The sequence below is a fragment of the Streptomyces sp. NBC_00466 genome, from assembly GCF_041433995.1.
Lineage (GTDB): Bacteria > Actinomycetota > Actinomycetes > Streptomycetales > Streptomycetaceae > Streptomyces.
Window position 1 is genome coordinate 5,894,803 of the sequence record NZ_CP107896.1, and the last position, 26,488, is coordinate 5,921,290.

General features: G+C 70.5%; 26 protein-coding genes. 13 read left to right on the forward strand and 13 right to left on the reverse strand.

Translation table 11 applies throughout. The features are described from left to right. Nucleotides 1–123: 123 nt before the first annotated feature. The gene (locus tag OG210_RS26495; RefSeq protein WP_328325076.1) at nucleotides 124–720 is read left to right on the forward strand and encodes a TetR/AcrR family transcriptional regulator; all 597 of its coding nucleotides are present in this window, start codon (nucleotides 124–126) and stop codon (nucleotides 718–720) included. Between the two features lie 101 nt (nucleotides 721–821). Here the strand turns inward: OG210_RS26495 and OG210_RS26500 are convergent, their stop codons facing one another. Both OG210_RS26500 and OG210_RS26505 read right to left on the reverse strand, forming a co-directional pair. Further along, nucleotides 822–2,036 (reverse strand): acyl-CoA dehydrogenase family protein, encoded by a 1,215-nt coding sequence (locus OG210_RS26500; RefSeq protein WP_328325074.1) that lies wholly within the window; start codon nucleotides 2,034–2,036, stop codon nucleotides 822–824. Between the two features lie 7 nt (nucleotides 2,037–2,043). Then, nucleotides 2,044–3,066 (reverse strand): phosphotransferase family protein, encoded by a 1,023-nt coding sequence (locus tag OG210_RS26505; protein ID WP_328325072.1) that lies wholly within the window; start codon nucleotides 3,064–3,066, stop codon nucleotides 2,044–2,046. Between the two features lie 357 nt (nucleotides 3,067–3,423). Between OG210_RS26505 and OG210_RS26510 the strand changes: the two genes are divergently transcribed. Then, complete coding sequence (locus OG210_RS26510) at nucleotides 3,424–4,359, forward strand: NADP-dependent oxidoreductase (protein WP_328325070.1); 936 nt, start codon at nucleotides 3,424–3,426, stop codon at nucleotides 4,357–4,359. Nucleotides 4,360–4,467: 108 nt separating this feature from the next. Here the strand turns inward: OG210_RS26510 and OG210_RS26515 are convergent, their stop codons facing one another. Beyond that, nucleotides 4,468–5,004, reverse strand: coding sequence for an NUDIX domain-containing protein (locus OG210_RS26515; RefSeq protein WP_328325068.1), 537 nt, complete (start codon nucleotides 5,002–5,004; stop codon nucleotides 4,468–4,470). Then, on the reverse strand, nucleotides 5,001–5,888 hold the full coding sequence (locus OG210_RS26520) for a DMT family transporter (protein ID WP_328325066.1): 888 nt from the start codon (nucleotides 5,886–5,888) through the stop codon (nucleotides 5,001–5,003). Before OG210_RS26520 ends, OG210_RS26515 begins: the two co-directional genes overlap by 4 nt. Nucleotides 5,889–6,047: 159 nt before the next feature. On the opposite strand from OG210_RS26520, the gene OG210_RS26525 reads away from it, so the two are divergent. Continuing rightward, nucleotides 6,048–7,721: an FAD-binding dehydrogenase gene (locus tag OG210_RS26525; RefSeq protein ID WP_328325064.1), complete on the forward strand. Its 1,674-nt coding sequence runs from the start codon at nucleotides 6,048–6,050 to the stop codon at nucleotides 7,719–7,721. 98 nt (nucleotides 7,722–7,819) lie between these two features. Here OG210_RS26525 and OG210_RS26530 read toward each other — a convergent pair whose 3' ends face one another. Next, the gene (locus OG210_RS26530; protein ID WP_328325062.1) at nucleotides 7,820–8,242 is read right to left on the reverse strand and encodes an ASCH domain-containing protein; all 423 of its coding nucleotides are present in this window, start codon (nucleotides 8,240–8,242) and stop codon (nucleotides 7,820–7,822) included. A 144-nt stretch (nucleotides 8,243–8,386) separates the two neighbouring features. Between OG210_RS26530 and OG210_RS26535 the strand changes: the two genes are divergently transcribed. The 4 genes from OG210_RS26535 (at nucleotide 8,387) to OG210_RS26550 (ending at nucleotide 12,337) form a co-directional block, all read left to right on the forward strand. Beyond that, nucleotides 8,387–9,382: a hypothetical protein gene (locus OG210_RS26535; protein WP_371538994.1), complete on the forward strand. Its 996-nt coding sequence runs from the start codon at nucleotides 8,387–8,389 to the stop codon at nucleotides 9,380–9,382. 26 nt (nucleotides 9,383–9,408) lie between these two features. Further along, nucleotides 9,409–10,962, forward strand: coding sequence for an APC family permease (locus tag OG210_RS26540; RefSeq protein ID WP_328325060.1), 1,554 nt, complete (start codon nucleotides 9,409–9,411; stop codon nucleotides 10,960–10,962). A gap of 123 nt (nucleotides 10,963–11,085) precedes the next feature. Beyond that, a complete protein-coding gene (locus OG210_RS26545) occupies nucleotides 11,086–11,751 on the forward strand; it encodes a molybdopterin-dependent oxidoreductase (RefSeq protein ID WP_328335351.1) in 666 nt (221 codons plus the stop codon). After that, entirely contained in the window at nucleotides 11,693–12,337 is a 645-nt protein-coding gene (locus tag OG210_RS26550) for a cytochrome b/b6 domain-containing protein (RefSeq protein ID WP_328325058.1), read from the forward strand. Before OG210_RS26545 ends, OG210_RS26550 begins: the two co-directional genes overlap by 59 nt. Before the next feature lie 84 nt (nucleotides 12,338–12,421). On the opposite strand, the gene OG210_RS26555 is transcribed toward OG210_RS26550, so the two are convergent. The 4 genes from OG210_RS26555 to OG210_RS26570 form a co-directional block, all read right to left on the reverse strand. Then, a complete protein-coding gene (locus tag OG210_RS26555; protein ID WP_371538997.1) occupies nucleotides 12,422–13,447 on the reverse strand; it encodes an L-idonate 5-dehydrogenase in 1,026 nt (341 codons plus the stop codon). Continuing rightward, nucleotides 13,447–14,214 (reverse strand): SDR family oxidoreductase, encoded by a 768-nt coding sequence (locus OG210_RS26560; RefSeq protein ID WP_328325054.1) that lies wholly within the window; start codon nucleotides 14,212–14,214, stop codon nucleotides 13,447–13,449. Before OG210_RS26560 ends, OG210_RS26555 begins: the two co-directional genes overlap by 1 nt. Before the next feature lie 105 nt (nucleotides 14,215–14,319). Continuing rightward, entirely contained in the window at nucleotides 14,320–15,714 is a 1,395-nt protein-coding gene (locus tag OG210_RS26565) for a gluconate:H+ symporter (RefSeq protein WP_328325052.1), read from the reverse strand. Between the two features lie 72 nt (nucleotides 15,715–15,786). Further along, the gene (locus tag OG210_RS26570) at nucleotides 15,787–16,296 is read right to left on the reverse strand and encodes a gluconokinase (RefSeq protein ID WP_328325050.1); all 510 of its coding nucleotides are present in this window, start codon (nucleotides 16,294–16,296) and stop codon (nucleotides 15,787–15,789) included. A gap of 153 nt (nucleotides 16,297–16,449) precedes the next feature. Between OG210_RS26570 and OG210_RS26575 the strand changes: the two genes are divergently transcribed. The 4 genes from OG210_RS26575 (at nucleotide 16,450) to OG210_RS26590 (ending at nucleotide 20,737) form a co-directional block, all read left to right on the forward strand. Continuing rightward, a complete protein-coding gene (locus tag OG210_RS26575) occupies nucleotides 16,450–17,151 on the forward strand; it encodes a FadR/GntR family transcriptional regulator (RefSeq protein WP_266858596.1) in 702 nt (233 codons plus the stop codon). A gap of 120 nt (nucleotides 17,152–17,271) precedes the next feature. Further along, nucleotides 17,272–18,699, forward strand: a complete 1,428-nt coding sequence (locus tag OG210_RS26580) for an amino acid permease (RefSeq protein ID WP_328325046.1) — start codon at nucleotides 17,272–17,274, stop codon at nucleotides 18,697–18,699. Nucleotides 18,700–19,010: 311 nt separating this feature from the next. Continuing rightward, nucleotides 19,011–20,108 carry an S-(hydroxymethyl)mycothiol dehydrogenase gene (locus OG210_RS26585; RefSeq protein WP_328325044.1) on the forward strand — a complete coding sequence of 366 codons (1,098 nt, stop codon included), beginning with the start codon at nucleotides 19,011–19,013 and terminating at the stop codon, nucleotides 20,106–20,108. Then, the gene (locus tag OG210_RS26590) at nucleotides 20,108–20,737 is read left to right on the forward strand and encodes an MBL fold metallo-hydrolase (RefSeq protein WP_328325042.1); all 630 of its coding nucleotides are present in this window, start codon (nucleotides 20,108–20,110) and stop codon (nucleotides 20,735–20,737) included. The genes OG210_RS26585 and OG210_RS26590 overlap by 1 nt, the downstream gene beginning before the upstream one ends. Nucleotides 20,738–20,791: 54 nt before the next feature. Here OG210_RS26590 and OG210_RS26595 read toward each other — a convergent pair whose 3' ends face one another. The 3 genes from OG210_RS26595 to OG210_RS26605 all read right to left on the reverse strand — a co-directional run bounded on the left by OG210_RS26595 (nucleotide 20,792) and on the right by OG210_RS26605 (nucleotide 22,787). Then, entirely contained in the window at nucleotides 20,792–21,598 is an 807-nt protein-coding gene (locus OG210_RS26595; RefSeq protein WP_328325040.1) for an SAM-dependent methyltransferase, read from the reverse strand. 91 nt (nucleotides 21,599–21,689) lie between these two features. Next, a complete protein-coding gene (locus OG210_RS26600; protein WP_328325038.1) occupies nucleotides 21,690–21,926 on the reverse strand; it encodes a DUF397 domain-containing protein in 237 nt (78 codons plus the stop codon). Then, nucleotides 21,927–22,787, reverse strand: a complete 861-nt coding sequence (locus OG210_RS26605) for a helix-turn-helix transcriptional regulator (protein ID WP_328325036.1) — start codon at nucleotides 22,785–22,787, stop codon at nucleotides 21,927–21,929. A 203-nt stretch (nucleotides 22,788–22,990) separates the two neighbouring features. Between OG210_RS26605 and OG210_RS26610 the strand changes: the two genes are divergently transcribed. Beyond that, nucleotides 22,991–23,449, forward strand: a complete 459-nt coding sequence (locus OG210_RS26610) for an ATP-binding protein (protein WP_328325034.1) — start codon at nucleotides 22,991–22,993, stop codon at nucleotides 23,447–23,449. After that, nucleotides 23,425–23,781 carry a hypothetical protein gene (locus OG210_RS26615; protein ID WP_371539006.1) on the forward strand — a complete coding sequence of 119 codons (357 nt, stop codon included), beginning with the start codon at nucleotides 23,425–23,427 and terminating at the stop codon, nucleotides 23,779–23,781. Before OG210_RS26610 ends, OG210_RS26615 begins: the two co-directional genes overlap by 25 nt. Nucleotides 23,782–23,917: 136 nt before the next feature. On the opposite strand, the gene OG210_RS26620 is transcribed toward OG210_RS26615, so the two are convergent. Next, complete coding sequence (locus tag OG210_RS26620; protein WP_328325032.1) at nucleotides 23,918–26,323, reverse strand: glycoside hydrolase N-terminal domain-containing protein; 2,406 nt, start codon at nucleotides 26,321–26,323, stop codon at nucleotides 23,918–23,920. Between the last annotated feature and the right edge of the window lie 165 nt (nucleotides 26,324–26,488).

Below are 26,488 nucleotides of genomic sequence, written 5' to 3' on the forward strand. Positions count from 1 at the left end.
GCCCGCATGTTTGCAGGGCTGCTACGTGCACGGCCCGCATGTTCACAGGGCACACGTGCACGGCCCGCACGTAGCAGCCCGCACACGTACAACGAGCTCATGAACGGACGGAAGGTGGCGGCGATGGCAGCCAGAACGACCGACGGGAACGGTGTCCCCGTCCCGCAGAGGCTGCTGGCCGCCGCCACCCGGCTGTTCGCCGAGCGCGGCTACGACCGGACCTCCGTCCAGGAGATCGTCGAGGCGGCGGGGGTCACCAAGGGCGCCCTCTACCACTACTTCGGCTCCAAGGAGGATCTGCTCCAGGAGGTCTACTCCCGGGTGCTGAGGCTCCAGCAGGAGCGGCTCGACGCGTACGCGGACGCCGACGCGCCCGTCGAGGAGCGGCTGCGCGAGGCCGCGGCGGACGTCGTCGTCACGACCATCGACAACCTGGACGACGCTTCGATCTTCTTCCGCTCCATGCACCATCTGAGCCCCGAGAAGAACAAGCAGGTACGGCTGGAACGGCGCCGCTACCACGAGCGCTTCCGGGCCCTGGTGGAGGAGGGCCAGCGAACCGGGGTGTTCTCGACGGCCACCTCGGCGGATCTGGTGGTCGACTACCACTTCGGGTCCGTGCACCATCTGTCGACGTGGTACCGCCCGGACGGCCCGCTGACTCCGCGCGAACTGGCCGAGCAACTGGCCGATCTGCTGCTGAGGGCACTGCGGCCGTAGGGCCCGGCTCCGCCGGTCCCGGCCGGGGCTGGGACGTACCCCGCCCCGCCCTGCCCCGGCCCGGCCCGGCCGGGACCGCCCCGGCGACATCATCCCGCCCGCTACAGGTACTTCTTCAGCTCGCGCCGCGCCAGGGACCGCTGGTGCACCTCGTCCGGCCCGTCGGCGAGCCTCAGTGTCCGTGCCCCGGCCCAGAGTTCGGCCAGCGGGAAGTCCTGGCTCACCCCGCCAGCGCCGTGCAGCTGCACCGCGTTGTCGATGATGTCGATCACCGCGCGCGGGGTCGCGATCTTGATGGCCTGGATCTCCGTGTGCGCACCGCGGTTGCCCACCGTGTCCATCAGCCAGGCTGTCTTGAGGACCAGCAGCCGCAGCTGCTCCACAGTGACCCGGGCATCCGCGATCCAGTTCTGTACGACACCCTGCTGGGCCAGCGGCTTGCCGAACGCGGTGCGGGACACCGCCCGCCTGCACATCAGCTCGATGGCGCGCTCCGCCATACCGATCAGCCTCATGCAGTGGTGGATCCGGCCCGGTCCGAGGCGGGCCTGGGCGATGGCGAAACCGCCGCCCTCCTCACCGATCAGGTTCGACGCGGGGACCCGGACGTTGTCGAAGACCAGCTCGGCGTGACCGCCGTGGGAGTGGTCCTCGTATCCGTACACCTGCATGGCGCGGCGGACTTCGAGTCCCGGGGTGTCACGCGGGACCAGGATCATCGACTGCTGGCGGCGGGCGTCGGCGCCGTCCGGGTCGGTCTTCCCCATCACGATGAAGATCTTGCAGTCGGGGTTCATCGCCCCGGAGATGTACCACTTGCGGCCGTTGATGACGTACTCGTCGCCCTCGCGCGCGATACGGGTCTCGATGTTCGTCGCGTCGGACGAGGCGACCTCCGGCTCCGTCATGGCGAAGGCCGACCTGATCTCACCGGCGAGCAGCGGCTCCAGCCACTGCTTCTTCTGCTGCTCGGTCGCGAACTGGAACAGCACCTCCATATTGCCCGTGTCGGGGGCGGCGCAGTTCAGCGCGGTGGGTGCCAACTGCGGTGAGCGTCCGGTGATTTCGGCCAGCGGCGCGTACTGGAGGTTGGTCAGTCCCGCGCCGTACTCCGCGTCCGGCAGGAAGAGGTTCCACAGGCCCTGGCGGCGCGCCTCCGCCTTCAGGTCGCCGACCACGGCCGGGGTGTCCCAGGGGGAGGCGAGCCGCGCGCGCTGTTCGTGGGCGACGGCCTCGGCGGGCAGGACGTGCTCGTCCATGAAGGCGAGGAGCTTGCCGCGCAGCTCTTCGGTGCGCGCGTCGAATGCGAAGTCCATGGGGTGTTCAGCCTTCCTGGAGGGTGGTGAGACCGTGCTCGATGAAGACGGGGACCAGTGAGCCGATCTGGTCGAAACCGGCTCCGACGGTCTGGCCGAGGGTGTAGCGGTAGTGGATTCCTTCGAGGATCACGGCGAGCTTGAACCAGGCGAACGCCGTGTACCAGGCGATGGCGGAGGTGTCCCGGCCTGAGCGGGCCGCGTAGCGCTCGACCAGCTCGGCGGGCGAGGGGTGGCCCGCCGCACCGCTGGTGGTGGAGACCGGTGACTCGGGGATGCCCAGATCGGAGCTGTACATCACGAGCAGCCCCAGGTCGGTGAGCGGGTCGCCGAGCGTCGACATCTCCCAGTCCAGGATCGCGTTGATTCTTTCGTCGTCACCGAGCAGCACGTTGTCCAGGCGGTAGTCGCCGTGCACGACGGTGGGAGCCGGGGAGCGGGGCAGGTCACGGCCGAGAGTGGCGTGCAGCTCGTCGATGCCGGCCAGTTCGCGGTTGCGCGAGGCGTCCAGCTGCTTGCCCCAGCGGCGCAGCTGCCGGTCGAGGAAGCCCTCGGGGCGCCCGAAGTCCGCAAGACCCACCGCCTCCTGGTCCACGGCATGCAGATCCACGAGCGTGTCGACCAGTCCGAGCACCGCCGCACGGGTCCGCTCGGGGCCGAGGGGTGCCAGCTGGGCGGCCGTACGGTACGGAGTGCCCTCGACGAACTCCATGACGTAGAACGGCGATCCGATGACCGACTCGTCCTCGCACAGCAGCACCGGGGCCGGCACCGGAACCCCCGTCGGGTGCAGCGCGCTGATCACTCGGTGCTCGCGCTTCATGTCGTGCGCGGTGGCGAGGACATGGCCCAGCGGGGGCCTGCGGACGACCCACCGGCCGGTCCCGTCGCTCACGGTGTACGTCAGATTCGACCGCCCGCCCTCGATGAGCCGCGCGCTGAGCGGTCCGCTCACCAGGCCGGGCCGCACCCGGTCGAGATGACCGCGCAGCGCCTCGGGGTCGATTCCCGGTGGTTGGACTGCGCTCATGGGGCACCTCCGTGTGTAGGGGCGGACCGTCCCGGGTGGACCGTCGCGCTGTTGTCTGCTGGAACGCTCGCGGTGACGTCCGCGTCCATCATGCCGACCAGTCGGTATGTCGTCCACCCCCGGCCCGGTTCCGGCAGCCGGTGCGCGGTCGGCACCTCGGTGGTCGTCGCGGCCGGCACCTCTCTGGTTGTCTCTGGTCGTCTCTGTGCGGTCGTCACATCTCTGATACACCGCCCGGAGGCTCCCGGTTCCCGTCCGGCGGCTTCCGGTTCCCGCCCGGCCGGGCCGGTACCGCCGCCCTCCCGTTTGCACGGGGTCCGGTTGCGCGAGGCTGGGCCTGACCAGAGGCTCGTAGGCATGAAGGCGATCAGCTACAGCCGTTACGGCGGCCCCGAGGTCCTGGAGTACGGCGAGCGCCCCGAGCCCAAGGTCGGGCCCGACTCCGTGCTGGTGAAAGTACGCGCGGCAGCCGTCAACCCGGTCGATGCGCACGCCCGCGAGGGGCATCTCGACGCGGGACTCGACGCCGTCTTCCCGGTCGTGCCCGGCTGGGACGTCTCCGGTGTGGTGGTGCAGCCGGGGGTGGCCGTCACCGAGTTCGCCGTCGGGGACGAGGTCATGGGGTACGTACGGGAGGACTTCCTCTCCCGCGGCACCTTCGCCGAGTACGTGGCGGCCCCGGTGCGCACCCTGGCCCGCAAGCCGCTGCGGCTGAGTTTCGAGGAGGCCGCCGGGCTGCCGCTGACCGGACTGACCGCCTACCAGGCCCTGCGCGCGCTCGAAATCCGTTCCGACGACACCGTTCTCGTGCACGCGGCGGCGGGCGGGGTCGGTTCGATGGCCGTACAGCTCGCCCTGCACTCGGGAGCACGGGTCATCGGCACCGCGAGCACCCACAACCACGACCATCTGCGCACGCTGGGCGCGGAACCGGTGGCCTACGGCGACGGGCTCGCCGACCAGGTGCGGGCCCTGGCGCCCGACGGGGTGGACGCGGTCCTCGACACGGTCGGCGGGGACACCCTGCGGCTCTCGGCGAACCTGCTCGCCCCGGAGGGCCGGCTCGCGTCGATCGTGGACGGCGACGTCGTCGAGTTCGGCGGCCGCTATGTCTTCGTACGGCCGGACCCTCTCGATCTGCATGTCCTGGGCGAACTCGCCGACCAGGGGGAGATCTCGGTCCACGTCGACCGGGTCCTCCCGCTGGAACAGGCGGCAGAGGCGCAGCGGCTCAACTCCGAGGGCCACACCCGCGGCAAGATCGTCGTCACGGTCGACTGGGACGCGGCCTGACCCGGACCCGCACCGGACACCTCCGTGGGAGGCCGTCGGCGGCGAACCCGGCCTGATCCAAACGAAAAGCCCTGACCGACGCGCCGGCGGGAGGACCGCCGGCCGCCGTCACCCCGGGTGCGGAGCGGTCAGCCGGCGGTACGCCGCGAGGCCGTCGGGAACCCACTCCCAGGTGCCGATACGGAGCGCCAGCTCCTCGTCGGAGAGGAAGCCGTGCCAGGCGACCTCCTCCACCTGCGGGTTCACCGGAAGCGTGCAGCGCACCTCGTACACCCAGGACCACCAGCCCTGCCCGGCACCCTCGTACAGGAACTTGAAGAGCGGTACGGGCGCGGGCAGCCCGGAGACGCCCAGCTCCTCCTCGGCCTCCCGCAGCGCCGCCGCGTCGTAGGACTCGCCCGCGCCGACCACCCCGCCGACGAACATGTCGTACAGCGAGGGGAAGACCAGCTTCACCGGTGTCCGCCGGTGGACGAAGATCCGGTCTTCGGCGTCCCGGGCGAGGACGAAGACGCAGCGGTGCCGCAGACCCTTCGCGTACACCTCGCCCCGCGGGGCCTGCCCGGTCACCCGGTCGGACGCGTCCACCACATCGAGGATCTCGTCGGCGGGGGACGCGGGGGGTTCAGGGTTCGCAGCGGTCATGCGGCCATCTTCTCGCGCGGCGTCCGCGCCGAACCGGAGGGCATCGCCGGATGCCGCCCCAGCAGCACGATCCCCACGACGATCGCCGCGAGTCCGGCCGCCTGCCAGGCCAGGGCCCCGGTGTCGGTACGCAGCCGGTCGCCCAGGAACCCCACGCCGCAGGCGATGCCCGCGAGCGGCTGTGCCGCGGTGAGCGCGGGCAGCGAACTGCGCAGCGGCGCGGCCTCGAAGGCGCTCTGGACCAGGACCAGGCCGGTCACCCCCAGCACGATCACGGCGTACGGCTCCCAGCCCGTCACCAGCGCCGGCCAGCCGCCGTGCTCCAGATGCTGGCCGCTGACCCGGGTCAGGGCGTCCTGGAGCCCGTAGAGCAGACCCGCGCCGAGTGCGAGGAGCGCGGGCCCCACGGTCAGCCGGGTCCGTTTGGCGCAGACCGCCAGCAGCATCGCGGTACCGGCCACCACGCCGATGATCAGCCAGTGCCGCAGTTCGTTCACCGAAGCGGCACCGGCCTTCGGCTGGCCCGCCAGGATGAAGGCCGCGACTCCGCCCGCCAGCAGCGCGAGACCGCCCCAGCCCTGCCGCCCCAGCGGCTGTCCGGTCTGGTGCCGGGAGAGTGCCATGGCGAAGAGCAGGTTCGTCGCGAGCAGAGGTTCGACCAGCGAGATCTCGCCGTGCCCGAGCGCCAGGGCCCCCAGCACCATGCCGCAGACCATCAGCGCGATGCCGCCCAGCCAGAGTGGCACCCGCACCAGGTCCAGCAGCAGCCGGAAGGAGAGGAAGTCCTTCATCGGGGCGTGCCGGGCCGCTCTCTGCTGGAGCACGAAACCGAAGCCGAGACAGCAGGCCGCGGCCACCGAGAGCGCGACGACGAGTACCGACACGTGATCAACCTCAAGACCGGCCAGAAGGGGCGGGGTCCTGGCGACGATAGCGCCTGGGGGTGCACCTGTACCCGTTGAGTGCACCGAACGGGACGGTTGACGCAGCTTCGGGACGAACTGAAGATGTGACCCACAAGTAACCTGGCAGGGATGGGGCTCATGGCGGACGACGCTGACGTGATCGTGATCGGGGCCGGGCTCGCCGGTCTGGTGGCCACCGCCGAGCTGGTGGACGCGGGGAAGAAGGTGATCCTCCTCGACCAGGAGCCCGAGCAGTCGGCGGGCGGGCAGGCCCACTGGTCCTTCGGCGGTCTCTTCTTCGTCGACTCGCCCGAACAGCGGCGCTTCCGCATCAAGGACAGCCGTGAGCTGGCGATGCAGGACTGGCTGGGCACCGCCGGTTTCGACCGGCCGGAGGACCACTGGCCGCGGCAGTGGGCCGAGGCGTACGTGGACTTCGCGTCGGGCGAGAAGCGGGCCTGGCTGCGCGCCCAGGGGATGCGTTTCTTCCCGGTCGTCGGCTGGGCGGAGCGCGGCGGGTACGACGCGACCGGCCACGGCAACTCCGTACCGCGTTTCCACATCACGTGGGGGACCGGGCCCGGTGTCGTGGCGCCCTTCGAACGCCGGGTGCGGGAGGGCGTGGCGCGCGGTCTGGTGCAGCTCAGGTTCCGCCACCGGGTCACCGGCCTCGCCCGCAGCGCCGGCGCGGTGGACACGGTGACCGGTGAGGTGCTGGAGGCGAGCGGGGCCGAGCGGGGCACCGCCAGCAGCCGCGCGGTCACCGGCGAGTTCACCTACCGGGCGCAGGCGGTCATCGTCACCTCCGGCGGGATCGGCGGCAACCACGACCTCGTAAGGGCCCAGTGGCCGGAACGGCTCGGCACCCCGCCCGCGCACATGCTGTCGGGGGTGCCCGCCCATGTGGACGGGCTCATGCTGGGCATCGCGGAGGCCGCGGGCGGCAGCCAGATCAACCGGGACCGGATGTGGCACTACACGGAGGGCATCCAGAACTGGAACCCGATCTGGGCGAAGCACGGCATCCGCATCCTGCCGGGGCCCTCGTCGCTCTGGTTCGACGCGCGCGGCAAGCGCCTGCCGGTGCCGCTCTTCCCCGGCTTCGACACCCTGGGCACGCTCGACCACATCATGAAGTCGGGCCACGCCTACACCTGGTTCGTCCTCGACCAGCGCATCATCGGCAAGGAGTTCGCGCTCTCGGGCTCCGAGCAGAACCCGGACCTCACCGGGAAGTCCGTCCGTGACGTCATCGGGCGGGCGCGGGCCGACGTACCCGCGCCGGTGAAGGCGTTCATGGACAACGGCGCGGACTTCGTCGTCGAGAAGGACCTGGCGTCGCTGGTTCGGGGGATGAACAAGCTCACCGGGCAGCCGCTGATCGACGAGGCCGGGCTGCGCCGGGAGATCGTCGCCCGCGACCGGGAGATCAGCAACCCCTTCACCAAGGACCTCCAGGTGATGGCGGTCCGCGGCGCCCGGAAGTATCTGGGCGACAAGCTCATCCGTACGGCCGCGCCGCACCGCATCCTCGACCCCGCGGCGGGTCCGCTGATCGCGGTGAAACTGCACATCCTGACGCGCAAGTCACTGGGCGGCCTGGAGACGGACCTGTCGTCCCGGGTCCTCGCGGAGCCGGCCGGCGGTACGGACAGGGGCGCGCCCGTGCCCGGTCTGTACGCGGCGGGGGAGGCGGCCGGGTTCGGCGGTGGCGGGGTGCACGGCTACCGGTCGCTGGAGGGCACGTTCCTGGGCGGCTGCATCTACTCGGGGCGGGTCGCCGGGCGGGCAGCGGCCCGGGCAGTGGGGTAGCGGGACAGTGGGAGGCGCGGTTCAGCGGGCGGCGGTGCGGTTGAGCGGGCGGTGCGGTTCAGCGCGCGGCGGGGCGGCCCGGCCCGGTGCGGCCCGTCCTACAGCCGTTCCACCACCCGGAACCTCTCGGCCACGATCATCGTGTCGTCGTCCACGGTGAACTCCGGGTCCCGCAGCGCCTCCCGCATGTCGTCCCCGTGCCAGAACCGCTCGTGCCCCGCGCGCCACCCGGCGACCGACGTATATCCCTCGCCCTCGTCCAGTGCGTGCTGGAGGCCGACGTCACCCAGCCGCAGCACCCGTACCTCGGTCACCTCGACCACCGCGACCTCGCGGCCGTCCGAGTCGATCAGCGCGGAGCGCTCGCCGACGGGGGGCAGTTCCTCCTGCTCCGCCTCGTACTCGGCGAGCAGTCCGCTGGTCGAGACCTTCTCCCCGCGCAGCACGGCGTCGACGAGCTGATCGCGGAGCGGGCCGGGAAAGGCGAGCAACAGGGGCTTGAGGGGTTCGGGACCGGTCATGGCACCAGCGTACGCACACGGGCAAAGCGTGGCGGTGCAAAGGGAGTTGGGGAGGATATGGCGTCTGTGCGGCCTTGACGTGGAGCCATCAGTACCGGTTTGCTGGGCGTGATCATTGCTCCCGGCGCCCTGAGGATCCCGCGGATGCCCCCACTCCTCGGCCGCTCCCGAAGACGGGCCGGCCAACTCGCCGACCCGGCCCTCGACGACGTCGAACTCGCAGAAGTACGGACCCAGTTGGCCCAGGGCCGCTGGGCAAGCGTCAGTTCCCTGCTCACCGCGACCGCTGACGACTGGGACCGCCGGGGCCACCGTCTCGTCGTACTCGCCGAGGGTTCGGGGTCGGCGGCCTGGGCGGAGGACTGGCTGCTCGCCGAGCCGGATAGCGCGGACGCCGCCGCCCTGCTGGCCTGCGCCAAGGTCCTGCGGTCGCTGCACGGCAAGGACGGCAGGGGAGGCAGGACGGACAAGGTGGGCAGGGCGGGCAGGGCCGCCAAGGACGAGGAGGACGCGGCCCGCGAGGCCTGCCGGGCCGCTGCCCGGCTGGCGCCATCGGACCCGACGCCCTGGCTCGGTCTGCTGATCCTCGCCCGCAGCCGCGGCACCGAGGAGGAGGTCAGCCGCCTCTTCGACGAAGTGCGCTCACGCCACCCCGAGCACCACCATGCCCACCATCTGATGGCGGCGCGGCTCGCCGAGCGCCATCCGGGAGCCGGCCAGGACCCGCTCCACGAGGTGTACGACTTCGCGGCCTGGGCGGCCGAACAGGCGCCCGCCGACTCACCGCTCGCGGTGCTGCCGGTGGTGGCCCATGCGGAGCGCTACCGGGTGCTCGCCGTCGCGGGCAGCGAACCGGACGATCCCGCACGCTCCGCGCACTGGACGGGCCGGCGGGCCCGCCAGGTGATGAAGGCCGCCTTCGACTGGTGGCTGGAGTGGGAGCGCGAGGACCATCCGCGCAACCGCGTCGACCTCAACTTCCTGGCTCACGCGAAGTTCTGCGAGGGCCGGCCGGCGGAGGCCGCCGCACTGTTCCACCGCATTGGAGAGCACTTCACGCCAGCCCCCTGGGCGTACCCCGACCGGGACCCGTACCAGGCGTTCAGCGCCGCGCGCGGTGCCGCGCTCGGCTCCGTCTAACTCCTCACCGAAGGGACCGACCCGCCATGCCGCCGGGCAGTTCGAGCACGAGCGAGATCAACAAGATCAGCACGTTCAAGGGCCAGGACCAGGCACTGCGCGCCGGCCGTCTGGGGACGGCGGGCCTGCTGCTCTCCGTACTCGCGGCCAGTGCTCCCCTGATGGTCGTCGCGGGCGTCATGCCGACGATCTTCGGACTGATGGGGATCGTGGGACAGCCGATCCTCTACGTCATCCTGGCGGTCGTCCTGGCGCTGTTCAGCGTCGGTTACGCGGAGATGAGCCGGCACGTCCACAACGCCGGGGCCTTCTACGCGTACATCGCCCGCGGCCTGGGCTCCACCGCGGGAGCCGGTGCCTCCTTCGTCGCCCTGGTCGCCTACAGCGCCATGCAGGTCGGCATCTACGGCATCTTCGGCTTCGAGGTCTCCGGCCTCTTCGACACCTATCTGAGCACCGAACTGGCCTGGTGGGTGCCGGCGTTGGTGGCCGTCGCGGTCGTCGGGGTGCTCTCCTGGCTGAAGATCGACCTCAACGCGAAGGTCCTCGGGGTGCTGCTGCTCATCGAGTGCGCCCTCGTGGTGATCTTCGACATCGCGTCGGTCGCGAGCCCCGCCAAGGAGGGGCTCTCGCTGCACGCCTTCAACCCCGGCACCCTCACCGGTGCGGGCTTCGGCACCGCGCTCTGCTTCTGCATCGCCGCGTTCGTCGGTTTCGAACAGGCCCCCGTCTACGCCGAGGAGACCAGCAGGCCGCAGGTGGTCGTCCGCCGGGTGATGTTCCTCGCCGTCGGCTTCGTCGCACTGTTCTTCGCCGTCAGCTCCTGGGCGCTGACCGTGGCCGCCGGACCGTCGGCGATCAGCGCCCAGGCCGGCAAACTCGGCCCGGGTCTGCTCTTCGGCCTCAGCGAGGGCGTACTCGGCAAGTCCTTCACCGATGTGCTCCACGTCCTCTTCGTCACCGGCATGTTCGCCGCGATGCTCAGCTTCCACAACGTGGTCGCCCGCTATGCCTTCGCGATGGGACGCGAAGGGCTGCTGCCCGCCGCTTTCGGCCGTACCAACAGGTCCAGCGGCGCGCCCGGCACCGGCTCGCTGCTCCAGACCGTGATCTCCCTCGTCGTCGTCATCGCGTTCGCGGTGACCGACAGCAAGCCGCACGGCGACCCGACGGCGCCCGTCCTGCACCTCTTCACCTGGATGGGGAACATCGGCGCCCTCGGCATCATCCTGCTGATGGCCGCCGCATCGGTCGCGGTGATCGCCTTCTTCGTACTGCGCGGGGCGGCCCGTGCGCAGATCTGGCGGCTGACCGCTTCGGGCCTCGCCTGCCTCGCCCTGCTCACCATCGCCTTCATGACGGTCAAGGACTTCGACGTGCTGGTCGGCGCGGGCCCCGGGTCGGTGCTGAGCTGGCTGTTGCCCGGGATCATCGGGCTCGCGATGATCGGCGGTCTGGTCTACGGACTGGTGCTGCGCTCGGGCCGGCCCGATGTGCACGCCAGGATCGGGCTGGGCAACGAGGCGTTCCAGCTCGACAAGGCCGCCGAGGCGCGGGCCGGAGCAGGCGCGGACATATGACGGAATTCTGACGGGCACCCGCGGTTGCTGGCTTCTGGCGCCCGCGGGTGTTCGAATCGTTGGGTGAAACATGAACCATCCAGCCAGGACGGCGCGCCGGTCGGGCGCCGCCTCGTCCTCGGGATGCTCGGCCTGGGCGCGGCGGGTCTGGTCACCGCGCCCTACATCCAGCGCGGGGTCGACTCGGCGCTGGGGGCGGTCTCGGGCAAGGACCCCACCGGCCTGACCGGTCTGCTGCCCAACGGCGGCGGATTCCGCTACTACTCGGTCACCTCGTCGGTGCCCCGCAAGGACGCCGGGAACTACCGGCTCACCGTGGACGGCATGGTCGAGCGGCCCACCTCGTACACCCTCGGCTCGCTGCGCAGGCTCCCGCAGACCAGGCTGGTGCGCGATGTGCAGTGCGTCACCGGCTGGCGGGTGCCCGGCACGCCCTTCGAAGGCGTCCGGCTCTCCCGGCTGCTCGACGCGGCGGGCGTCCGGCCCGGGGCCGGTGCGGTCCGCTTCACCTGCTTCGACGGCGCGTACAGCGAGAGCCTCACCCTGGACCAGGCGCGCCGTGCGGACATCCTGGTGGCACTGCGGATGCAGGACCAGCCGGTGAGCCACAACCACGGCGGACCCGTCCGCCTCTATGTCGCGCCCATGTACTTCTACAAGTCGGCGAAATGGCTGTCGGGGATCACCGTCACCCGTGACGTGCGACGCGGTTACTGGGAGGAGCGCGGCTATGACATCGACGCCTGGGTCGGCAAGTCCAACGGACGCGATGACCACCCCACGGTCTGAGCTGCGCCGCTTCACCCGGCCGGTGCGGTGGGTGCACCGCACGACGTCGGCCCTGATGCTGGTGTGCATCGCGTCGGCGGGCTGCCTGTACGTCCCGCAGCTCGCGGAGCTGGTCGGCCGCCGCTATCTGGTCGTGACCGTCCATGAGTGGTCCGGGCTGCTGCTGCCGGTGCCGGTTCTGGCCGGCCTCGTCTCGCGTGCGCTGCGGGCGGACCTGGGCCGCCTCAACCGCTTCGCGCCGTACGACCGCGCCTGGCTGCGGTCGGCGCTGCGCAGGGACGGATCACCGCGCACGGCGGGCAAGTTCAACGGCGGCCAGAAGATCTACGCGGGGTGGATCGCGGGCGCCACGCTGGTGATGCTCGGCACCGGGCTGCTGATGTGGTTCACGCATCTGGCGCCGCTGGTCTGGCGGACGAGCGCCACCTTCATCCACGACTGGCTGGCGCTGGCCGTCGGCATCGTGATCGCCGGACACATCGGGATGGCGCTCGGCGACCCGGAGGCCCGGCGGGGGATGCGGACCGGCCTGGTCGGGCGCGGCTGGGCGCGGCGGGAGCACCCGCTGTGGCTGGACGAGGAGTGAGGCGCCGGGCCGGGCTCCGCGAAGCCCCGGCCGCACGGGCGGCCGGAGGCGGCTCCGCGGACCGGGCCCGGCGCCGCGCGGCCGTCAGCCGCCGAAGTCCAGCAGCACCTTGCAGGACTGCGAGCGGTCAGCCGCGAGCGCGAACGCCTCCGCGGCCCGCTCCACCGGCACCACCGCACTGACCAGCGCGTCGAAGGAGTCCTCCCGGGCCAGCAGCTCGATCGCCGCGTCGAACTCCACGTCGAAGCGGAGCGCCCCGCGCAGCTCGATCTCCCGGCTCACCACCAGATTCCCGGCGAACGGGCTCATCCCCGGTGGCAGCATCCCCAGCTGCACGACGGCCCCGCCCCGCCGCACCGACCGCAGACACGTGTCCAGACCGGCCGCCGACCCGGACGCCTCGATCGCGGTGTCGACCTCGTCCGGCAGGCCGGGACCGGCCGGGTCGCCGACCGGTACGAGCGTCGTCGCGCCCGCGGCGGCCGCGAACTCCAGGGCCTTCGGCAGCAGATCGGTGACCGTGACGGCCGCGGCGCCCGCGGCCCGCAGCGCGGCCACCACCAGGGAGCCGATCGGCCCCGCACCCGTGACCAGGACGTGCCTGCCCTCGACGGGACCGGCCCTGCGCACCGCGTGCAGCGCGACCGCCAGCGGTTCGGCCAGTGCGGCCCTGCGCAGCCCGAGACCCGCAGGGAGTGCCCTCAGCTGACCGGCGGGCACCGCGATCCGGGCCGCGAAACCGCCCTGCACGTGCGGGGTGCGGGCCGCGCTGCCCAGATAGCGGGTGTCCCGGCAGACGTTGGCCCGCCCGTCCAGGCACTCCGGGCAGGTGCCGCACGGCGTCGCCGGGTGCACGGCCACCGGGGTGCCGGGCGCGGGGCCTTCCGCGCCCTCGCCGTACGCGACCACGGTGCCGACCACCTCGTGGCCCAGCACCATCGGCTCGCGCAGCAGGAAGTCACCGACCCCGCCGTGCCGCCAGTAGTGCAGATCCGAGCCGCACACTCCGCCGTACCGCACCGCGACGACGGCCTGGCCGGGCCCGGCCACCGGCTCGGGCAGCTCGTCGACCCGCAGGTCGTCCACTCCGTGGATCACACATCCGCGCATCACAGCACACTCGTCATTCCGCCGTCGACGTACAGGATCTGGCCGCTCACGAAGTCCGCGGCCGGTGAGGCGAGGTAGAGCACGCCGCCCACCAGGTCGTCGGTGCGCCCCCAGCGCCCGGCCGGGGTACGGCCGCGCACCCAGGAGCTGAACTCCTCGTCCTCCACCAGCGGCCGGGTCAGCTCTGTCTCGATGTAGCCCGGCCCCAGGCCGTTGACCTGGATGCCGTACTGACCCCAGTCGGCGCACATGCCCTTGGTGAGCATCTTCAGGGCGCCCTTGGTGGCCGCGTACGGAGCGATACCGGGGCGCACCACCTCGCTCTGCAGCGAACAGATGTTGATGATCTTTCCGTGACCGCGCGGGACCATCCGCCGGGCGGCCTCGCGGCCCACCAGGAAGGCGCTGGTGAGGTTGGTGCCGACGATCCGGTGCCAGTCGTCGTCGGCGAAGTCGAGCAGCGGGGCGCGCAGTTGCATTCCGGCGTTGTTGACCAGGATGTCCAGCGGGCCCGCCTGCTCCTCGGCCGCGGCGATCCCGGCGGCGACCGAGGGTCCGTCGGTGACGTCGAAGGCGGCGGTGAGCACCGTGCCCCCGGTGTCGGCGAGTCCGGCGGCGGCCGCCTTCAGCCGGCCCTCGTCCCGGCCGTTGATGACGACGGTGCAGCCCGCCTCCAGCAGACCGCGGGCGAGCGCGTGCCCGATGCCGCGGCTGGCCCCGGTGACCAGCGCCGTACGGCCGCCGATCTCGAACAGTGGATGTGCCATGAGATGTGTCCTTCTCCCGTGCGGGCGGCGGGCCGTCCTCCTCGGGCCGCTGCTGGTGCCTGTCGTCAAAGCGCCGCAGCGGGCCGTACTCCTGAGTCCGCGGTACTAGACAACCAGCGAGAGCAGCAGGATGAAGAGCAGCGAGACCACCGAGATGATGGTCTCCATCACCGACCAGGTCTTGATCGTCTGGCCGACGTCCATCCCGAAGTACTCCTTCACCAGCCAGAACCCCGCGTCGTTCACATGGCTGAAGAAGAGCGAGCCGGCGCCGATGGCGAGCACCAGCAGTGCCACGTGCGCCGTCGACATGTCCGCGGCCAGCGGCGCGACCAGACCGGCGGCGGAGACCGTCGCCACCGTGGCGGAGCCGGTCGCCAGGCGCATCACCACGGCGATCAGCCAGGCCAGCAGCAGCGCGGGGATCGACCAGTCCTTGGAGATGTCCAGCACCATCTGACCCACACCGGAGTCGATCAGGGTCTGCTTGAAGCCGCCGCCGGCGCCGACGATCAGCAGCACACTCGCGATCGGGGCGAGCGATTTCTCGACGGTCGCCGACATCCGGCCCTTGCTGAATCCGGCCGCCCGGCCCAGCGTGAACATGGCGACGATCACCGCGGCCAGCAGGGCGATCAGGGGCGAGCCGATGACGTCGAACGCGCGCTGGACCGTGTCCGTGGGGTTGTCGATCACGATGTCGACGAGCGCCTTGGCCAGCATCAGCACGACGGGCAGCAGCACGGTCGCCACGGTGGCACCGAAACCGGGCCGCTTCTCCAGGTCCTCCGACGGGCGCTGCGGCACCATCCGGTCGGGCGCCTGGATGTCCACCCAGCGGGCCGCGTACCGGGAGAAGACCGGACCGGCGATGATCACGGTCGGAATGGCCACCAGGACACCCAGCGCGAGCGTCACACCGAGGTTGGCGTGCACGGCGGCGATGGCCACCAGCGGACCGGGGTGCGGCGGAATCAGACCGTGCATCACGGACAGGCCGGCCAGCGCCGGGATACCGATCCGCATCAGCGAGAAGTTGCCGCGCTTGGCGACCAGCAGGACCACCGGGATCAGCAGCACGATGCCGATCTCGAAGAAGAGCGGCAGGCCGACGATCGCCGCGATCAGCACCATCGCCCACGGCATACCGCGCCGGCTCGCCTTCGAGAGGATGGTGTCGACGATCTGGTCGGCGCCGCCGGAGTCCGCGAGGAGCTTGCCGAGGATGGCACCGAGCGCGATCAGGACACCCACGCTCGCGGTGGTGGAACCGAGGCCCGTGGTGAAGCTGGTGATGACCTTGTCGAGCGGAGCACCCGCAACCGCTCCCAGGACGAGCGATCCGATGGTCAGCGACAGAAACGCGTGGAGCTTGGTCTTCGTGATGAGCAGGACGATGACGGCGATGCCCGCGAGGACGGCGATCCCCAGCTGGGCATGGCCGGCCGACGATATCGGCGCTACGTCCGCTGCCAGCATCTCGACACTGAGACTGGACACGGTGGATTCCTTCGGTTCGTAAGAGTGGTTCGTCAGGCGGTGAGCGGTGTGCGGTAAGGCGTGACGGTGGAGCTACTTGCCGATGCCGCGCAGTGCGGCCACGGCCCGTCCGGTGATCTCCTCGGGGGTTCCGGAGATGTCGACGGCGGCGCCCGCCTCGTCCCGGCCCAGCGGCTGGAGCGTGGCGAACTGCGAGTCGAGGAGCGCGGTGGGCATGAAGTGCCCCTTGCGCTCCGCCATCCGCTTCTCGATCAGCTCCCGGTCGCCCGTCAGGTGCAGGAAGACGACGCCGGGGGCCTCGGCCCGCAGCCGGTCGCGGTAGGAGCGCTTGAGCGCGGAACAGCTGACGACGCCGCCCCGGTCGGCGCGGTCGTGCGCCCACCGGCCGATCGCGTCCAGCCAGGGCCACCGGTCGGCGTCCTCAAGGGGCGTCCCGGCCGACATCTTGGCGATGTTCGCCGCGGGGTGGAAGTCGTCCCCCTCGGCGTACGCGACGCCCAGTGCGGCGGAGAGCAGCGGACCGATCGTGGTCTTGCTGGTCCCTGCCACGCCCATCAGGACTACGACTCGGGGGGTGCTCATCGGTGGTGCCTCGCTGTCTTCTTCGACATGACTTCGACGGGGCTTTCATGAATCCGTCGCGCTACTGAAACCCATTAGGTACGACTTATTCAAGAGTCTGTGACCTAAAAGTCATACGTAATAGCTCCGGCGGATGCCCCGTAGGGTGATGCCATGACCACTCAGGGCCCGGGGCTCCACGCCCACGTGCTGGAAAACCTCGGTCCCTCGATCACTTCGGGGGAGTACCCGCCGGGCAGTGTGCTGCGCACCGACGAGCTCGCCCAGCGCTTCGACGTGTCCCGCACGGTGATCCGTGAGGCCGTCCGGGTCCTGGAGTCGATGCACCTGGTGGAGTCGCGGCGCCGGGTCGGCGTGACCGTACGTCCCACCGAGGAGTGGAACGTCTACGACCCGCAGGTCATCCGATGGCGGCTGGCCGGCGCCGACCGGTCCAGGCAGCTCCGCTCACTGACCGTCCTGCGGTACTCCGTGGAGCCGGTGGCCGCCGGGCTGGCGGCCCGGCACGCCACCGCCGAGCAGTGCGCCGCCCTCACCGAGCAGGCGCTCGGCATGGTCGCCACGTCCCGCGGCCACCAGCTGCCCGCGTACCTGGTGCACGACATCGCCTTCCACCGCCTCGTCCTGCGCGGCTCGGGGAACGAGATGTTCGCCCGGCTCGGCGACGTGGTCGCCGAGGTCCTCGCCGGACGCACGGAGCACCAGGTGATGTTCGACGACCCCGACCCGGCCGCCGTGACCTTGCATGTGCAGGTGGCGGAGGCCGTACGGGAAGGCGATGCCGACCGGGCGGAGGAACTGACCAGAGAGATCGCGGTCGGCGCCCTGAAGGAGCTCGACGTTCTGGCGCCCTGACCGGTGCAGTTCCAAACCTTTTTGTGACATAGATTTCATTCGGTTCACGTGCCCGACGTGTCCGCTTTACGCTGACGCCTTGATCGGCCGCCACCTCCCCCACGTAAGGCGACGCACCCCATGACCAACCCCACCATCACTGCGGCAGAACCCACACCGCACGTCGATGCCGGTGACGAGGGCTACAGCAAAGACCTGAAGTCCCGCCACATCAACATGATCGCCATCGGTGGGGCCATCGGTACCGGCCTCTTCCTCGGCGCCGGCGGCCGGATGGCAGGTGCGGGCCCCTCACTCGCCATCGCCTACGCCGTCTGCGGAGCCTTCGCCTTCTTCGTCGTACGGGCCCTGGGCGAACTCGTCCTCTACCGCCCCTCGTCCGGCGCCTTCGTCAGCTACGCCCGTGAGTTCATGGGGGAGAAGGGCGCCTACACGGCGGGCTGGCTGTACTTCCTCAACTGGTCGACCACCGCGGTCGCCGACATCACGGCCGCCGCCACCTACGCCCACTTCTGGTCGATGTTCAGCTCGGTCCCGCAGTGGGTCTGCGCGCTCGTCGCCCTGGCCGTCGTCCTGACCGCCAACCTGATCTCGGTCAAGTACTTCGGCGAGACCGAGTTCTGGTTCTCGATCATCAAGGTCACCGCGCTGGTGGTCTTCATGTGCATCGGCATCTACCTGGTGGTCACCCAGCACTCGGTCGACGGCCACACCCCCGGGATCGCCACCATCGGTCACAACGGCGGCTTCTTCCCCAAGGGCGTGATGCCGATGCTGCTGGTCATCCAGGGCGTCGTCTTCGCGTACGCGTCCGTCGAGCTGTGCGGTGTCGCGGCAGGCGAGACCAAGAACCCCGCGAAGATCATCCCCAAGGCGATCAACTCGATCATGTGGCGGGTCGGCATCTTCTACGTCGGCTCCGTGGTGCTGCTCGCGCTGCTCCTCCCGTACACCGCGTACTCCGACGGCGAGAGCCCCTTCGTCACCGTGCTGTCGAAGATCGGCGTCCCCGGCGCGGCCGGCGTGATGAACCTGGTCGTCCTGACCGCGGCGCTCTCCAGCCTCAACTCCGGCCTGTACTCAACCGGCCGCATCCTGCGCTCGATGGCGCTCGCCGGGTCCGCCCCGCGTTTCACCGGCCGGATGAACAAGGGCCACGTGCCCTACGGCGGCATCCTGCTCACCGCGGCCTTCGGGGTGCTGGGCGTCGTGCTCAACTACCTGGTCCCCGGCAAGGCATTCGAGATCGTCCTCAACTTCGCCTCCATCGGCATCCTCGGCACCTGGGGCATGGTCATGCTCTGCTCGCTGCTCTTCTGGCAGCGGTCGAAGGAGGGCCGGGTCACCCGTCCCTCCTACCGGCTGCCGTGGGCGCCGTACACCCAGATCGTCACCCTCTGCTTCCTGGTGGCCGTCGCGTTCCTGATGTGGTGGGGCGGGGGAGTGGGCCGTACCACCGTGGAATGCCTGCCGCTGATCGCCGCCCTGCTCGTCGGCGGCTGGTTCGTAGTGCGCGGCCGGGTCGCGTCCATCGCCGCGGAGCGCTAGGGCCTTCCGTTTGGATCGGGCCGGGCTCGCGGGGTCTGGCACGCGCATCTGCGGCGTTGTCGTCAATCACCATGGCTCCTTCCCCAAGTTCTCGGCTTCGCTCGAACAGGGGAGGCCCCAGTTGCCTCAATCCTCCGCCTTGCAGCTGCGCTCGGCATCCAAAGGGCAATCAAAGAGCCGAGACGAAGTGAGCGAAGCGAACGCAGTGCACCAGACCCCGCTCCCTGATCCGGCCTGATCCAAACGAAAGGCCCCGGAGCCTGGAAGACTGAGCCGACACACCGCTCGGTTACAGGAAGGCTGTTGACGGCATGGCGCAGCAGGTTCAAGGGGTCGTGGCCCCCGGCAGGAACCAACCCGTCCGCGTGGAGACGATCCTGGTCCCGGACCCGGGGCCCGGCGAGGCCGTGGTGCGGATCCAGGCCTGCGGGGTCTGCCACACGGACCTCCACTACAAGCAGGGCGGGATCAACGACGACTTCCCGTTCCTGCTCGGCCACGAGGCCGCGGGCACCGTGGAGTCCGTCGGCGCGGGCGTCACCGATGTCGCGCCCGGCGACTTCGTGATCCTCAACTGGCGTGCCGTGTGCGGCCAGTGCCGGGCCTGTCTGCGCGGCAGGCCGCAGTACTGCTTCGACACGCACAACGCGAAGCAGAAGATGACCCTGGCCGGAGGCCCAGGGGGAGGGACGGAGCTCTCCCCGGCGCTGGGCATCGGTGCCTTCGCCGAGAAGACCCTGGTCGCCTCCGGCCAGTGCACCAAGGTCGACCCCGCGGTCTCCCCGGCCGTCGCCGGTCTGCTCGGCTGCGGAGTGATGGCGGGGATCGGCGCGGCCATCAACACCGGACAGGTCGGCCGCGGCGACTCGGTGGCGGTCATCGGCTGCGGCGGCGTCGGTGACGCCGCCGTCGTCGGGGCCCGGCTGGCCGGGGCCGCGAAGATCATCGCCGTCGACATCGACGACAAGAAGCTCGCCACCGCGCGGCGGATGGGCGCCACCCACACCGTCAACTCGCGTACCTCGGACCCGGTCGAGGCGATCCAGGAGCTCACCGGCGGCTTCGGCGCCGACGTGGTGATCGAGGCGGTCGGCCGCCCCGAGACGTACAAACAGGCCTTCTACGCCCGCGACCTGGCGGGCACGGTCGTCCTGGTGGGCGTCCCGACGCCGGAGATGCAGCTGGAACTCCCGCTCCTCGACGTCTTCGGCCGCGGCGGAGCGCTCAAGTCCTCCTGGTACGGGGACTGCCTGCCCTCACGCGACTTCCCGATGCTCATCGATCTGCACCAGCAGGGGCGGATCGACCTCGCCGCGTTCGTCACCGAGACGATCGGGCTCGACGAGGTCGAGAAGGCCTTCGAGCGGATGCAGGACGGCGATGTGCTGCGCTCGGTGGTGGAGTTCTGATGGCGGCCCGTATCGACCATCTCGTCACCTCCGGCACGTTCTCGCTCGACGGCGGCAGCTGGGACGTCGACAACAACGTCTGGATCGTCGGCGACGACAGCGAGGCGATCGTCATCGACGCCGCCCATGACGCCGCCGAGATCGAGGCCGCCCTCGGTGGCCGTACGCTGCGCGCCATCGTCTGCACGCACGGGCACAACGACCACATCGACGCGGCGCCCGCCCTGGCCGCGGCGACCGGGGCGCCCGTCCTGCTGCACCCGGACGATCTGCCGCTGTGGCGGATGACCCACCCCGGCTGCCTCCCGGACGGCGAACTCAAGGACGGGCAGACCCTGACGGTGGCGGGGACCGCGCTGACAGTGCTGCACACGCCGGGCCACGCGCCGGGCGCGGTCTGCCTGTACGCCCCCGGCCTGGCCACGGTCTTCACCGGCGACACGTTGTTCCAGGGCGGCCCCGGTGCGACCGGCCGGTCGTTCTCGGACCACCCGACGATCGTCGCGTCGATCCGGGACCGGCTGCTGACGCTGGACCCGGAGACCGTGGTCCGTACCGGCCACGGCGACTCCACCACGATCGGCGCCGAGGCCCCCGGCCTGCCGGAGTGGCTGGCGCAGGACAGCTGAACCGCAGCGGGGTGCTCCCTCCGGAAGAGAAACCGGCCGGAGCACCCCCAGGGCTCAGTGCTTGCGCGCGACGCCCACCCAGCCGGGGATCGGCTCGTCACCGGGGACAGGCACCCGTTCACCGAGCTCGGGCCGCCACTCGGCGGCCAGCGAGACCTCGGGGGCGAGGAGCTCGAAGCCCTCGAAGAACCGGGCGGTCTCGGCGCGTGAACGGGGCCGCAGGGTCAGACCGCGGCCCCGGTACATCTCGACGGCCTTCGCCGACCCCTCCGGGTCGAAATCCCCGGTGACATGCGAGAGGACGAGGCAACTGCCCGGCGCCAGCGGCTCCATCAGCCGGTTCACCAGCTCGTACGCTTCCTCGTCGGCGACGAAGTGCAGCAGAGCCACCAGCGAGAGCGCGACCGGCCGGCCGAAGTCCAGCAGCTTCCCCGCCGCCTCCAGAATGGTGGAGGGCTCCCGCGCGTCCGCCTGGATGTAGTCGGTCGCGCCCTCCGGCGTCGAACGCAGCAGCGCGGCGGCGTGCGCCAGCACGATCGGGTCGTTGTCGCAGTAGACGACGCGGGAGTCCGGCGCCGACCGCTGGGCGATCTGGTGCAGATTGGGTTCGGTCGGTATACCCGTGCCGATATCCAGGAACTGGCGGATGCCGCTCTCCGCCAGACAGCGGGTGGCGCGGTGCATGAACGCCCGGTTGACGCGCGCCATCTCCCGGCCCCGCGAGTCGAGGGCGAGCAGCTGCTCGGCCATCTCCTGGTCGACCGGATAGTTGTCCTTGCCGCCCAGGAACCAGTCGTACATGCGGGCGGGGTGCGGCTTGCTGGTGTCGATCTGGATGTGCGCGGGGTCTGCTCCGGTCATGGGACGCTCCAGCTGGTAGGTCGACAACGACGGCAGTGACAACGACGGCAATGACAACGACGGACGACGGCGCAAACGGCAACGGTGCTGGTCAGGTGAGGAGGAAGTCCGCCTGGCCGGACTTCGCCCCCTGGATGAAAGCGGCGATTTCGCCGGTGGAGTAGATGAGTGCGGGGCCGTCAGGGTCTGCGGACTGGCGTACGGCGACCCTGCCGTCGGCCAGTTTCATGGCCTCGATGCAGTTGCCGCCGTTGCCGCCGCTCCACGGCTTGTGCCAGCCCTCGGCGCCGAGGTCCGTGGCAGGCATGCCGTTGTATATGCGATCCATTTACAGCTCCTTGCGGAAATCCTTGAGGATCTCCTTCGTGCGTTGTGCAGTTGCGGCCTGAGCCGCCATGCGGTCCATGACTTCGAGGTGGGCGGCAACCTCGGGGCGCGCGTCCAGATAGACGGCGCCAGTCAGGTACTCGCTGTAGACCATGTCGGGCAGTTCGGGCATCGCAAAACGGAAGAGGACGAAGGGGCCGTAGGTCCCCGGGTGGTGACCGCTGGAGAACTCCGCGATCTGCAGCGTGACATGCGGCAGATCGGCGGCCCGCAGCAGGCGGTCGATCTGGCCGCGCATGACGTCGCGGCCGCCCGCGTGCCGCCGCAGCACCGTCTCGTCCATCACGACCCAGAGCGTCGGTGCGTCGGGCCGTGTCAGCAGGGACTGCCGTTCCATCCGCAACGCGACGTGCCGGTCGATGTCCTCGGGGCTGGTCTCGCCGACCGCGCCGCTCATCATGATCGCGCGCGCGTACTCCTCGGTCTGCAGCACGCCCGGCACGAAGTGCGGCTCGTACTGCCTGATGAGCGAGGCGGCGCCCTCCAGGCTGACGTACATGCTGAACCAGTCGGGCAGGATCCCGTGGAACCGCTGCCACCAGCCTGGCTGGTTGGCCTCCTCGGTGAGTTCGACGAAGGCGTCGTTCTCGGCCTCGGTGATCCCGTATGCCTTCAGCAGCAACTGCACATAGGGGATCTTCAGCGCCACCTCGGCGGTCTCCATCCGGCGGATGGTGGCCTGGGCGACCCTGAGCACCTTGGCAGCCTGTTCGCGACTCAGGCCGGCTCGCTCGCGCAGTTCTTGCAGGCGCTTACCGAGCACGACCTGGCCAACGGTCGGGGCGGACCGCGGCTCACTCAACTGAGACCTCCACTTGGGCAGTTGTCCAGCAGTGTGCCATGCCCGCCCCATCGGTGAAACGCCACTCTGAACTTTACAAAGTGCCTCTTGCCAAGGTGTCTGTTACGGAGGACAGTAGACGCGTGAACCAGTTCACGCGACTGGCGCATACCCATGGGGGATGGTGTGGCAGTCGCGGTACCCCCACCGTGAGGATTTCGGCTGTGGCTCCAGGCACCGCGCTCATCCCCCAGCTCATCGATCAGTGTCCCGGCAGTGACGTACGGCGGTACGCGTTCGAATTACCGGCACGTACCGATTCCGTGGCACGCGCCCGCCGCCTGACCCGGAACCGGCTCGCCTGCTGGGACTTCTCGGAAGACGTCTGCGACACCGCGCTGCTGATCGTCTCGGAACTGTTCACCAATGCGGTCGTCCATACGGCGGGCGACCACATCGCCTGCGAACTGCGCGACGACAAGGGCCAGTTGCGCATAGCGATACAGGACCAGGGACACGCGGCCGTGGGCCCGCAGCTGTGCCGTTCCCCGCAGGGGGAGCACGGCCGCGGACTGCTGCTCGTCGACGCTGTCAGCAGCGCCTGGGGCGTCCGCGAGGCGACGCACGGGCCGGGACGGCTGGTCTGGGCGGAGCTGGAGTGCCACGCGGGGCGGCCGTGCTGAGGAACGCGCTCGCGCGCGTCCCTGCCCTCTCGACACCGCTGGGCTGCGATGCGGTGGGTGTGCCCGAACACCACGGCTTCCGGCTGCTCGCCAGGCTGCCCAAGCCCGGCTGCGTCTTCGTGGACGACGACTGGTGGTGGTGGATCGTCCCCGCCGGATCCGACCACGAACTCGCCTGGCCGGACCGGGTGCGCTACGCCCCCGGCGCGTATGTGCCGACGGCCCGTCCCCGGCTGCTCCACTGGCCGCAGGACTCCTTGCCCTACACCCCGCCGATCCCGCTCTACCTCATGGTGTGCCAGCTCATGGGCGAAGTGCCGGAGTGGGCGTAGGGCCTTTCGTCTGGATCAGGCCGGATCAGGGCCTCAGGGCCGGCCGTCCGGATCATGCCGGGCCCACTCCGGAGGGCGCTGCGGATCCCCGCACCGCCCTCCGGAGTTAGCTGTCCATCCGCGGGACGCGTGACCGCTACGGTCGGAGCGTGACCGCCCGGCCCGGCCTCAGCCGCACCGTCCGGTGCCAGTCCCCGGCCCGCACCTCGGTCGTCGTGCTCACCGTCGAGCGCAGCACCGCGCTGGTGACCTTCCCGGCGCGCCACTCCAGATCGACGGTGACACCGCCGCGCGCGCCGACCCCGGTGATCCGGCCCGCCGCCGCCCAGGCGCCGGGCAGCGCCGGAAGCAGCTCGATCACGCCCGGTCTGGAGTAGACCAGCATCTCGATCATCGCGGTCGGGGTGCCGAAGTTCGCGTCGATCTGCAGGGTGGCGCGTGACCCCAGGTCGTACATGTCGAAGAGGTTCTGCGAGGTGCCGTTGCTGGCGCCGGTGGACGGCGCCATGACCGTACGGACCAGCTGGTACGCCTTGTCGGCGTCCTTGAGCCGTGCCCAGCTCGCCGCGCGCCAGGCGCAGCCCCAGCCGAAGCTCGACATTCCGCGGGCCGTGAGCAGATTGCGCGCGCCGGTGACCAGCTCGGCCGGGCTGTCCTCCGGGGTGATCCGGTCGCCGGGGAAGAGGCCGATCAGCGGTGACAGATGCCGGTGCGTGGTCTCGCCCAGGTTCTTGGGGGTCATCCACTCCTCCAGCCAGCCGGTCTCCGGGCTGACCTGCGGGAGGTAGAGGCGGGACTGGAGTCCGGCGATGGTCTTCGCGTATCCGGCGTCCGTGGCGAGCAGGGCGGCCGCCGTGCGGTACGAGGCGAAGAGGTCCCGCACGAGCTCCTGCGCGTAGGTGATGCCCTTGGCGTCGGTCGGCCCCTGCTCGGGCGACCAGTCGCTGTCGTCGATCAGGACCTGCCGGGACGCGCCGGTGGCCGGGTCGGTGACGGTCGTGGTGACCAGCCGCGCCTCCCAGAACTCGCAGGCGCCCTTGAGCAGTGGGTAGATCTTCTTCAGCTCGGTGCGGTCCTGGGTGTACTCGTAGTGCTGCCAGAGCGAGTTGCACAGCCAGGCGTTTCCGGCCGGGTGCCACCACCAGCCCATCCCGCCGTGGACGTTGGTGGAGATGGCCGTCGTCCAGCCCGCGACCTTCCCGCTGGAGTTGCGGAATCCGTTGCGCGGGTCGTTGAACCGCGCGGCGGTGGTGCGGGTCCAGGACGGCACCTGGGCGAGGCAGTAGTCCAGGAAGGCGCCGAAGCAGTCGGAGAGGCCGGCCCGATCGGCCAGCCAGTAGTTCATCTGGACGTTGATGTCCGTGTGGTAGTCGCCCATCCAGTCCGGGTCCGTGCGGTCGATCCACAGACCCTGGAGGTTGAGCGGCACACTGTCGCGCGAACCGCTGATCATCAGATAGCGGCCGAACTGGAGGTAGGCGGCCTCCAGTTCGGGGTCCGGCGGCGCGCCGGCCGCGCCCAGAGCGGTGAGCCGGGACCAGGTGTCGAGTGAGCGCTGCGCGTCGGTCGACTTCCCGAGCTCGACCGTCATCCGGTCGTACAGCGGCTGGTAGTCGGCGAGATGGGTGCTGAGCAGCGCGGGGCCGCCCGCCTTCGCCGCGGCGCGCAGCCGGCCGGCCGCGATGGCGTGCGGGTCCGCGCCGGGGTTCCGGTAGCCGGTCGCGGGGTCCAGCGCGTAGTTCGTACCGCCGGCTATGACCACCAGTACCTCGGAACACCCGGCGAAGGTGACGTCGGCGCCCTTGACGGCCACGGTGCCGGTGCGGCTGGTGACACCGGCCGCCGCCGCGTACGTCAGCCCGTTGGGGAACGCACCCGTGAACGAGGCGGTACGGGTGGCGCCGTCCGCCGCGGCCGTCTCACCGTGCCATCCGGCGAGCGAGAGCGAGCCGGTGTAGGTGCCGCCGCCGCTCTGGGTGAGGCGTACGACGACGACCTCGTCGGGGTGGCTGGCGTACACCTCGCGGCGGTAGGTCACCCCGCCGAGCCGGTAGGTGACCGTGCTGAGCCCGTTGCTGAGATCGAGGGTGCGGCGGTAGCCGGTCACGGCGGACAGCTCATGGCCCGGGAGGTCGACCGACGCCTTCGCGAGCAGTGTGAAGCTGCCGAAGTCGTCCGCCCCGTAAGGGAACTGACCGTCGCTCTGGAGGCTGTCGTTCAGCCCGCCGGTCCACAGGGTGGCATCGGTGAGATAGAGCACATCGTGCGCGGGGTCGCCGGTCAGCAGGGCGCCCATGCGGCCGTTCCCGATCGGCAGCCCCTGCTGGATGATCAGGCTCTCGCTCGCGGGCGCCGGGTAACGCAGCTCGGTGGCGGCAGATTCGGGTACGGGACGGGCTCCGTGGTCTCCCCGGCGCGGCACGGCGGCGGCAGCGGTGAAGGGACGGAACCCACCCAGCGCGATGCCTGCGGCGAGGGTTCCACCCGCTGTTCCCAGAACGCTGCGACGCGACGGTGCGGGTTGTTCCGGGGCATGGGTCATCTACCGGTCCCTTCGATGTGGTGTGCCATGACGGCACCTCAGGAAGCGACGGAAACGTACGATGTCTGCTGGGGTGTGTCAACGTTCTGGGCGGATTTCACGCTCGGTAGAGGCCCTGTGGTGCTGCAACATCCGATGTGTGGCCGCTGTCGGGCACCGCAGCGC

Bases quoted from the DNA above. Each gene is read 5' to 3' on its own strand.
- OG210_RS26535 (WP_371538994.1), top strand. From the start codon at position 8,387: ATGCCCCCACTCCTCGGCCGCTCCCGAAGACGGGCCGGCCAACTCGCC.
- OG210_RS26495 (WP_328325076.1), top strand. From the start codon at position 124: ATGGCAGCCAGAACGACCGACGGGAACGGTGTCCCCGTCCCGCAGAGG.
- OG210_RS26515 (WP_328325068.1), bottom strand. From the start codon at position 5,004: ATGACCGCTGCGAACCCTGAACCCCCCGCGTCCCCCGCCGACGAGATC.
- OG210_RS26510 (WP_328325070.1), top strand. From the start codon at position 3,424: ATGAAGGCGATCAGCTACAGCCGTTACGGCGGCCCCGAGGTCCTGGAG.
- OG210_RS26585 (WP_328325044.1), top strand. From the start codon at position 19,011: ATGGCGCAGCAGGTTCAAGGGGTCGTGGCCCCCGGCAGGAACCAACCC.
- OG210_RS26540 (WP_328325060.1), top strand. From the start codon at position 9,409: ATGCCGCCGGGCAGTTCGAGCACGAGCGAGATCAACAAGATCAGCACG.
- OG210_RS26580 (WP_328325046.1), top strand. From the start codon at position 17,272: ATGACCAACCCCACCATCACTGCGGCAGAACCCACACCGCACGTCGAT.
- OG210_RS26575 (WP_266858596.1), top strand. From the start codon at position 16,450: ATGACCACTCAGGGCCCGGGGCTCCACGCCCACGTGCTGGAAAACCTC.
- OG210_RS26595 (WP_328325040.1), bottom strand. From the start codon at position 21,598: ATGACCGGAGCAGACCCCGCGCACATCCAGATCGACACCAGCAAGCCG.
- OG210_RS26560 (WP_328325054.1), bottom strand. From the start codon at position 14,214: ATGGCACATCCACTGTTCGAGATCGGCGGCCGTACGGCGCTGGTCACC.
- OG210_RS26555 (WP_371538997.1), bottom strand. From the start codon at position 13,447: ATGCGCGGATGTGTGATCCACGGAGTGGACGACCTGCGGGTCGACGAG.
- OG210_RS26500 (WP_328325074.1), bottom strand. From the start codon at position 2,036: ATGGACTTCGCATTCGACGCGCGCACCGAAGAGCTGCGCGGCAAGCTC.
- OG210_RS26620 (WP_328325032.1), bottom strand. From the start codon at position 26,323: ATGACCCATGCCCCGGAACAACCCGCACCGTCGCGTCGCAGCGTTCTG.
- OG210_RS26505 (WP_328325072.1), bottom strand. From the start codon at position 3,066: ATGAGCGCAGTCCAACCACCGGGAATCGACCCCGAGGCGCTGCGCGGT.
- OG210_RS26525 (WP_328325064.1), top strand. From the start codon at position 6,048: ATGGCGGACGACGCTGACGTGATCGTGATCGGGGCCGGGCTCGCCGGT.
- OG210_RS26600 (WP_328325038.1), bottom strand. From the start codon at position 21,926: ATGGATCGCATATACAACGGCATGCCTGCCACGGACCTCGGCGCCGAG.
- OG210_RS26550 (WP_328325058.1), top strand. From the start codon at position 11,693: ATGACATCGACGCCTGGGTCGGCAAGTCCAACGGACGCGATGACCACC.
- OG210_RS26545 (WP_328335351.1), top strand. From the start codon at position 11,086: ATGCTCGGCCTGGGCGCGGCGGGTCTGGTCACCGCGCCCTACATCCAG.
- OG210_RS26530 (WP_328325062.1), bottom strand. From the start codon at position 8,242: ATGACCGGTCCCGAACCCCTCAAGCCCCTGTTGCTCGCCTTTCCCGGC.
- OG210_RS26570 (WP_328325050.1), bottom strand. From the start codon at position 16,296: ATGAGCACCCCCCGAGTCGTAGTCCTGATGGGCGTGGCAGGGACCAGC.
- OG210_RS26590 (WP_328325042.1), top strand. From the start codon at position 20,108: ATGGCGGCCCGTATCGACCATCTCGTCACCTCCGGCACGTTCTCGCTC.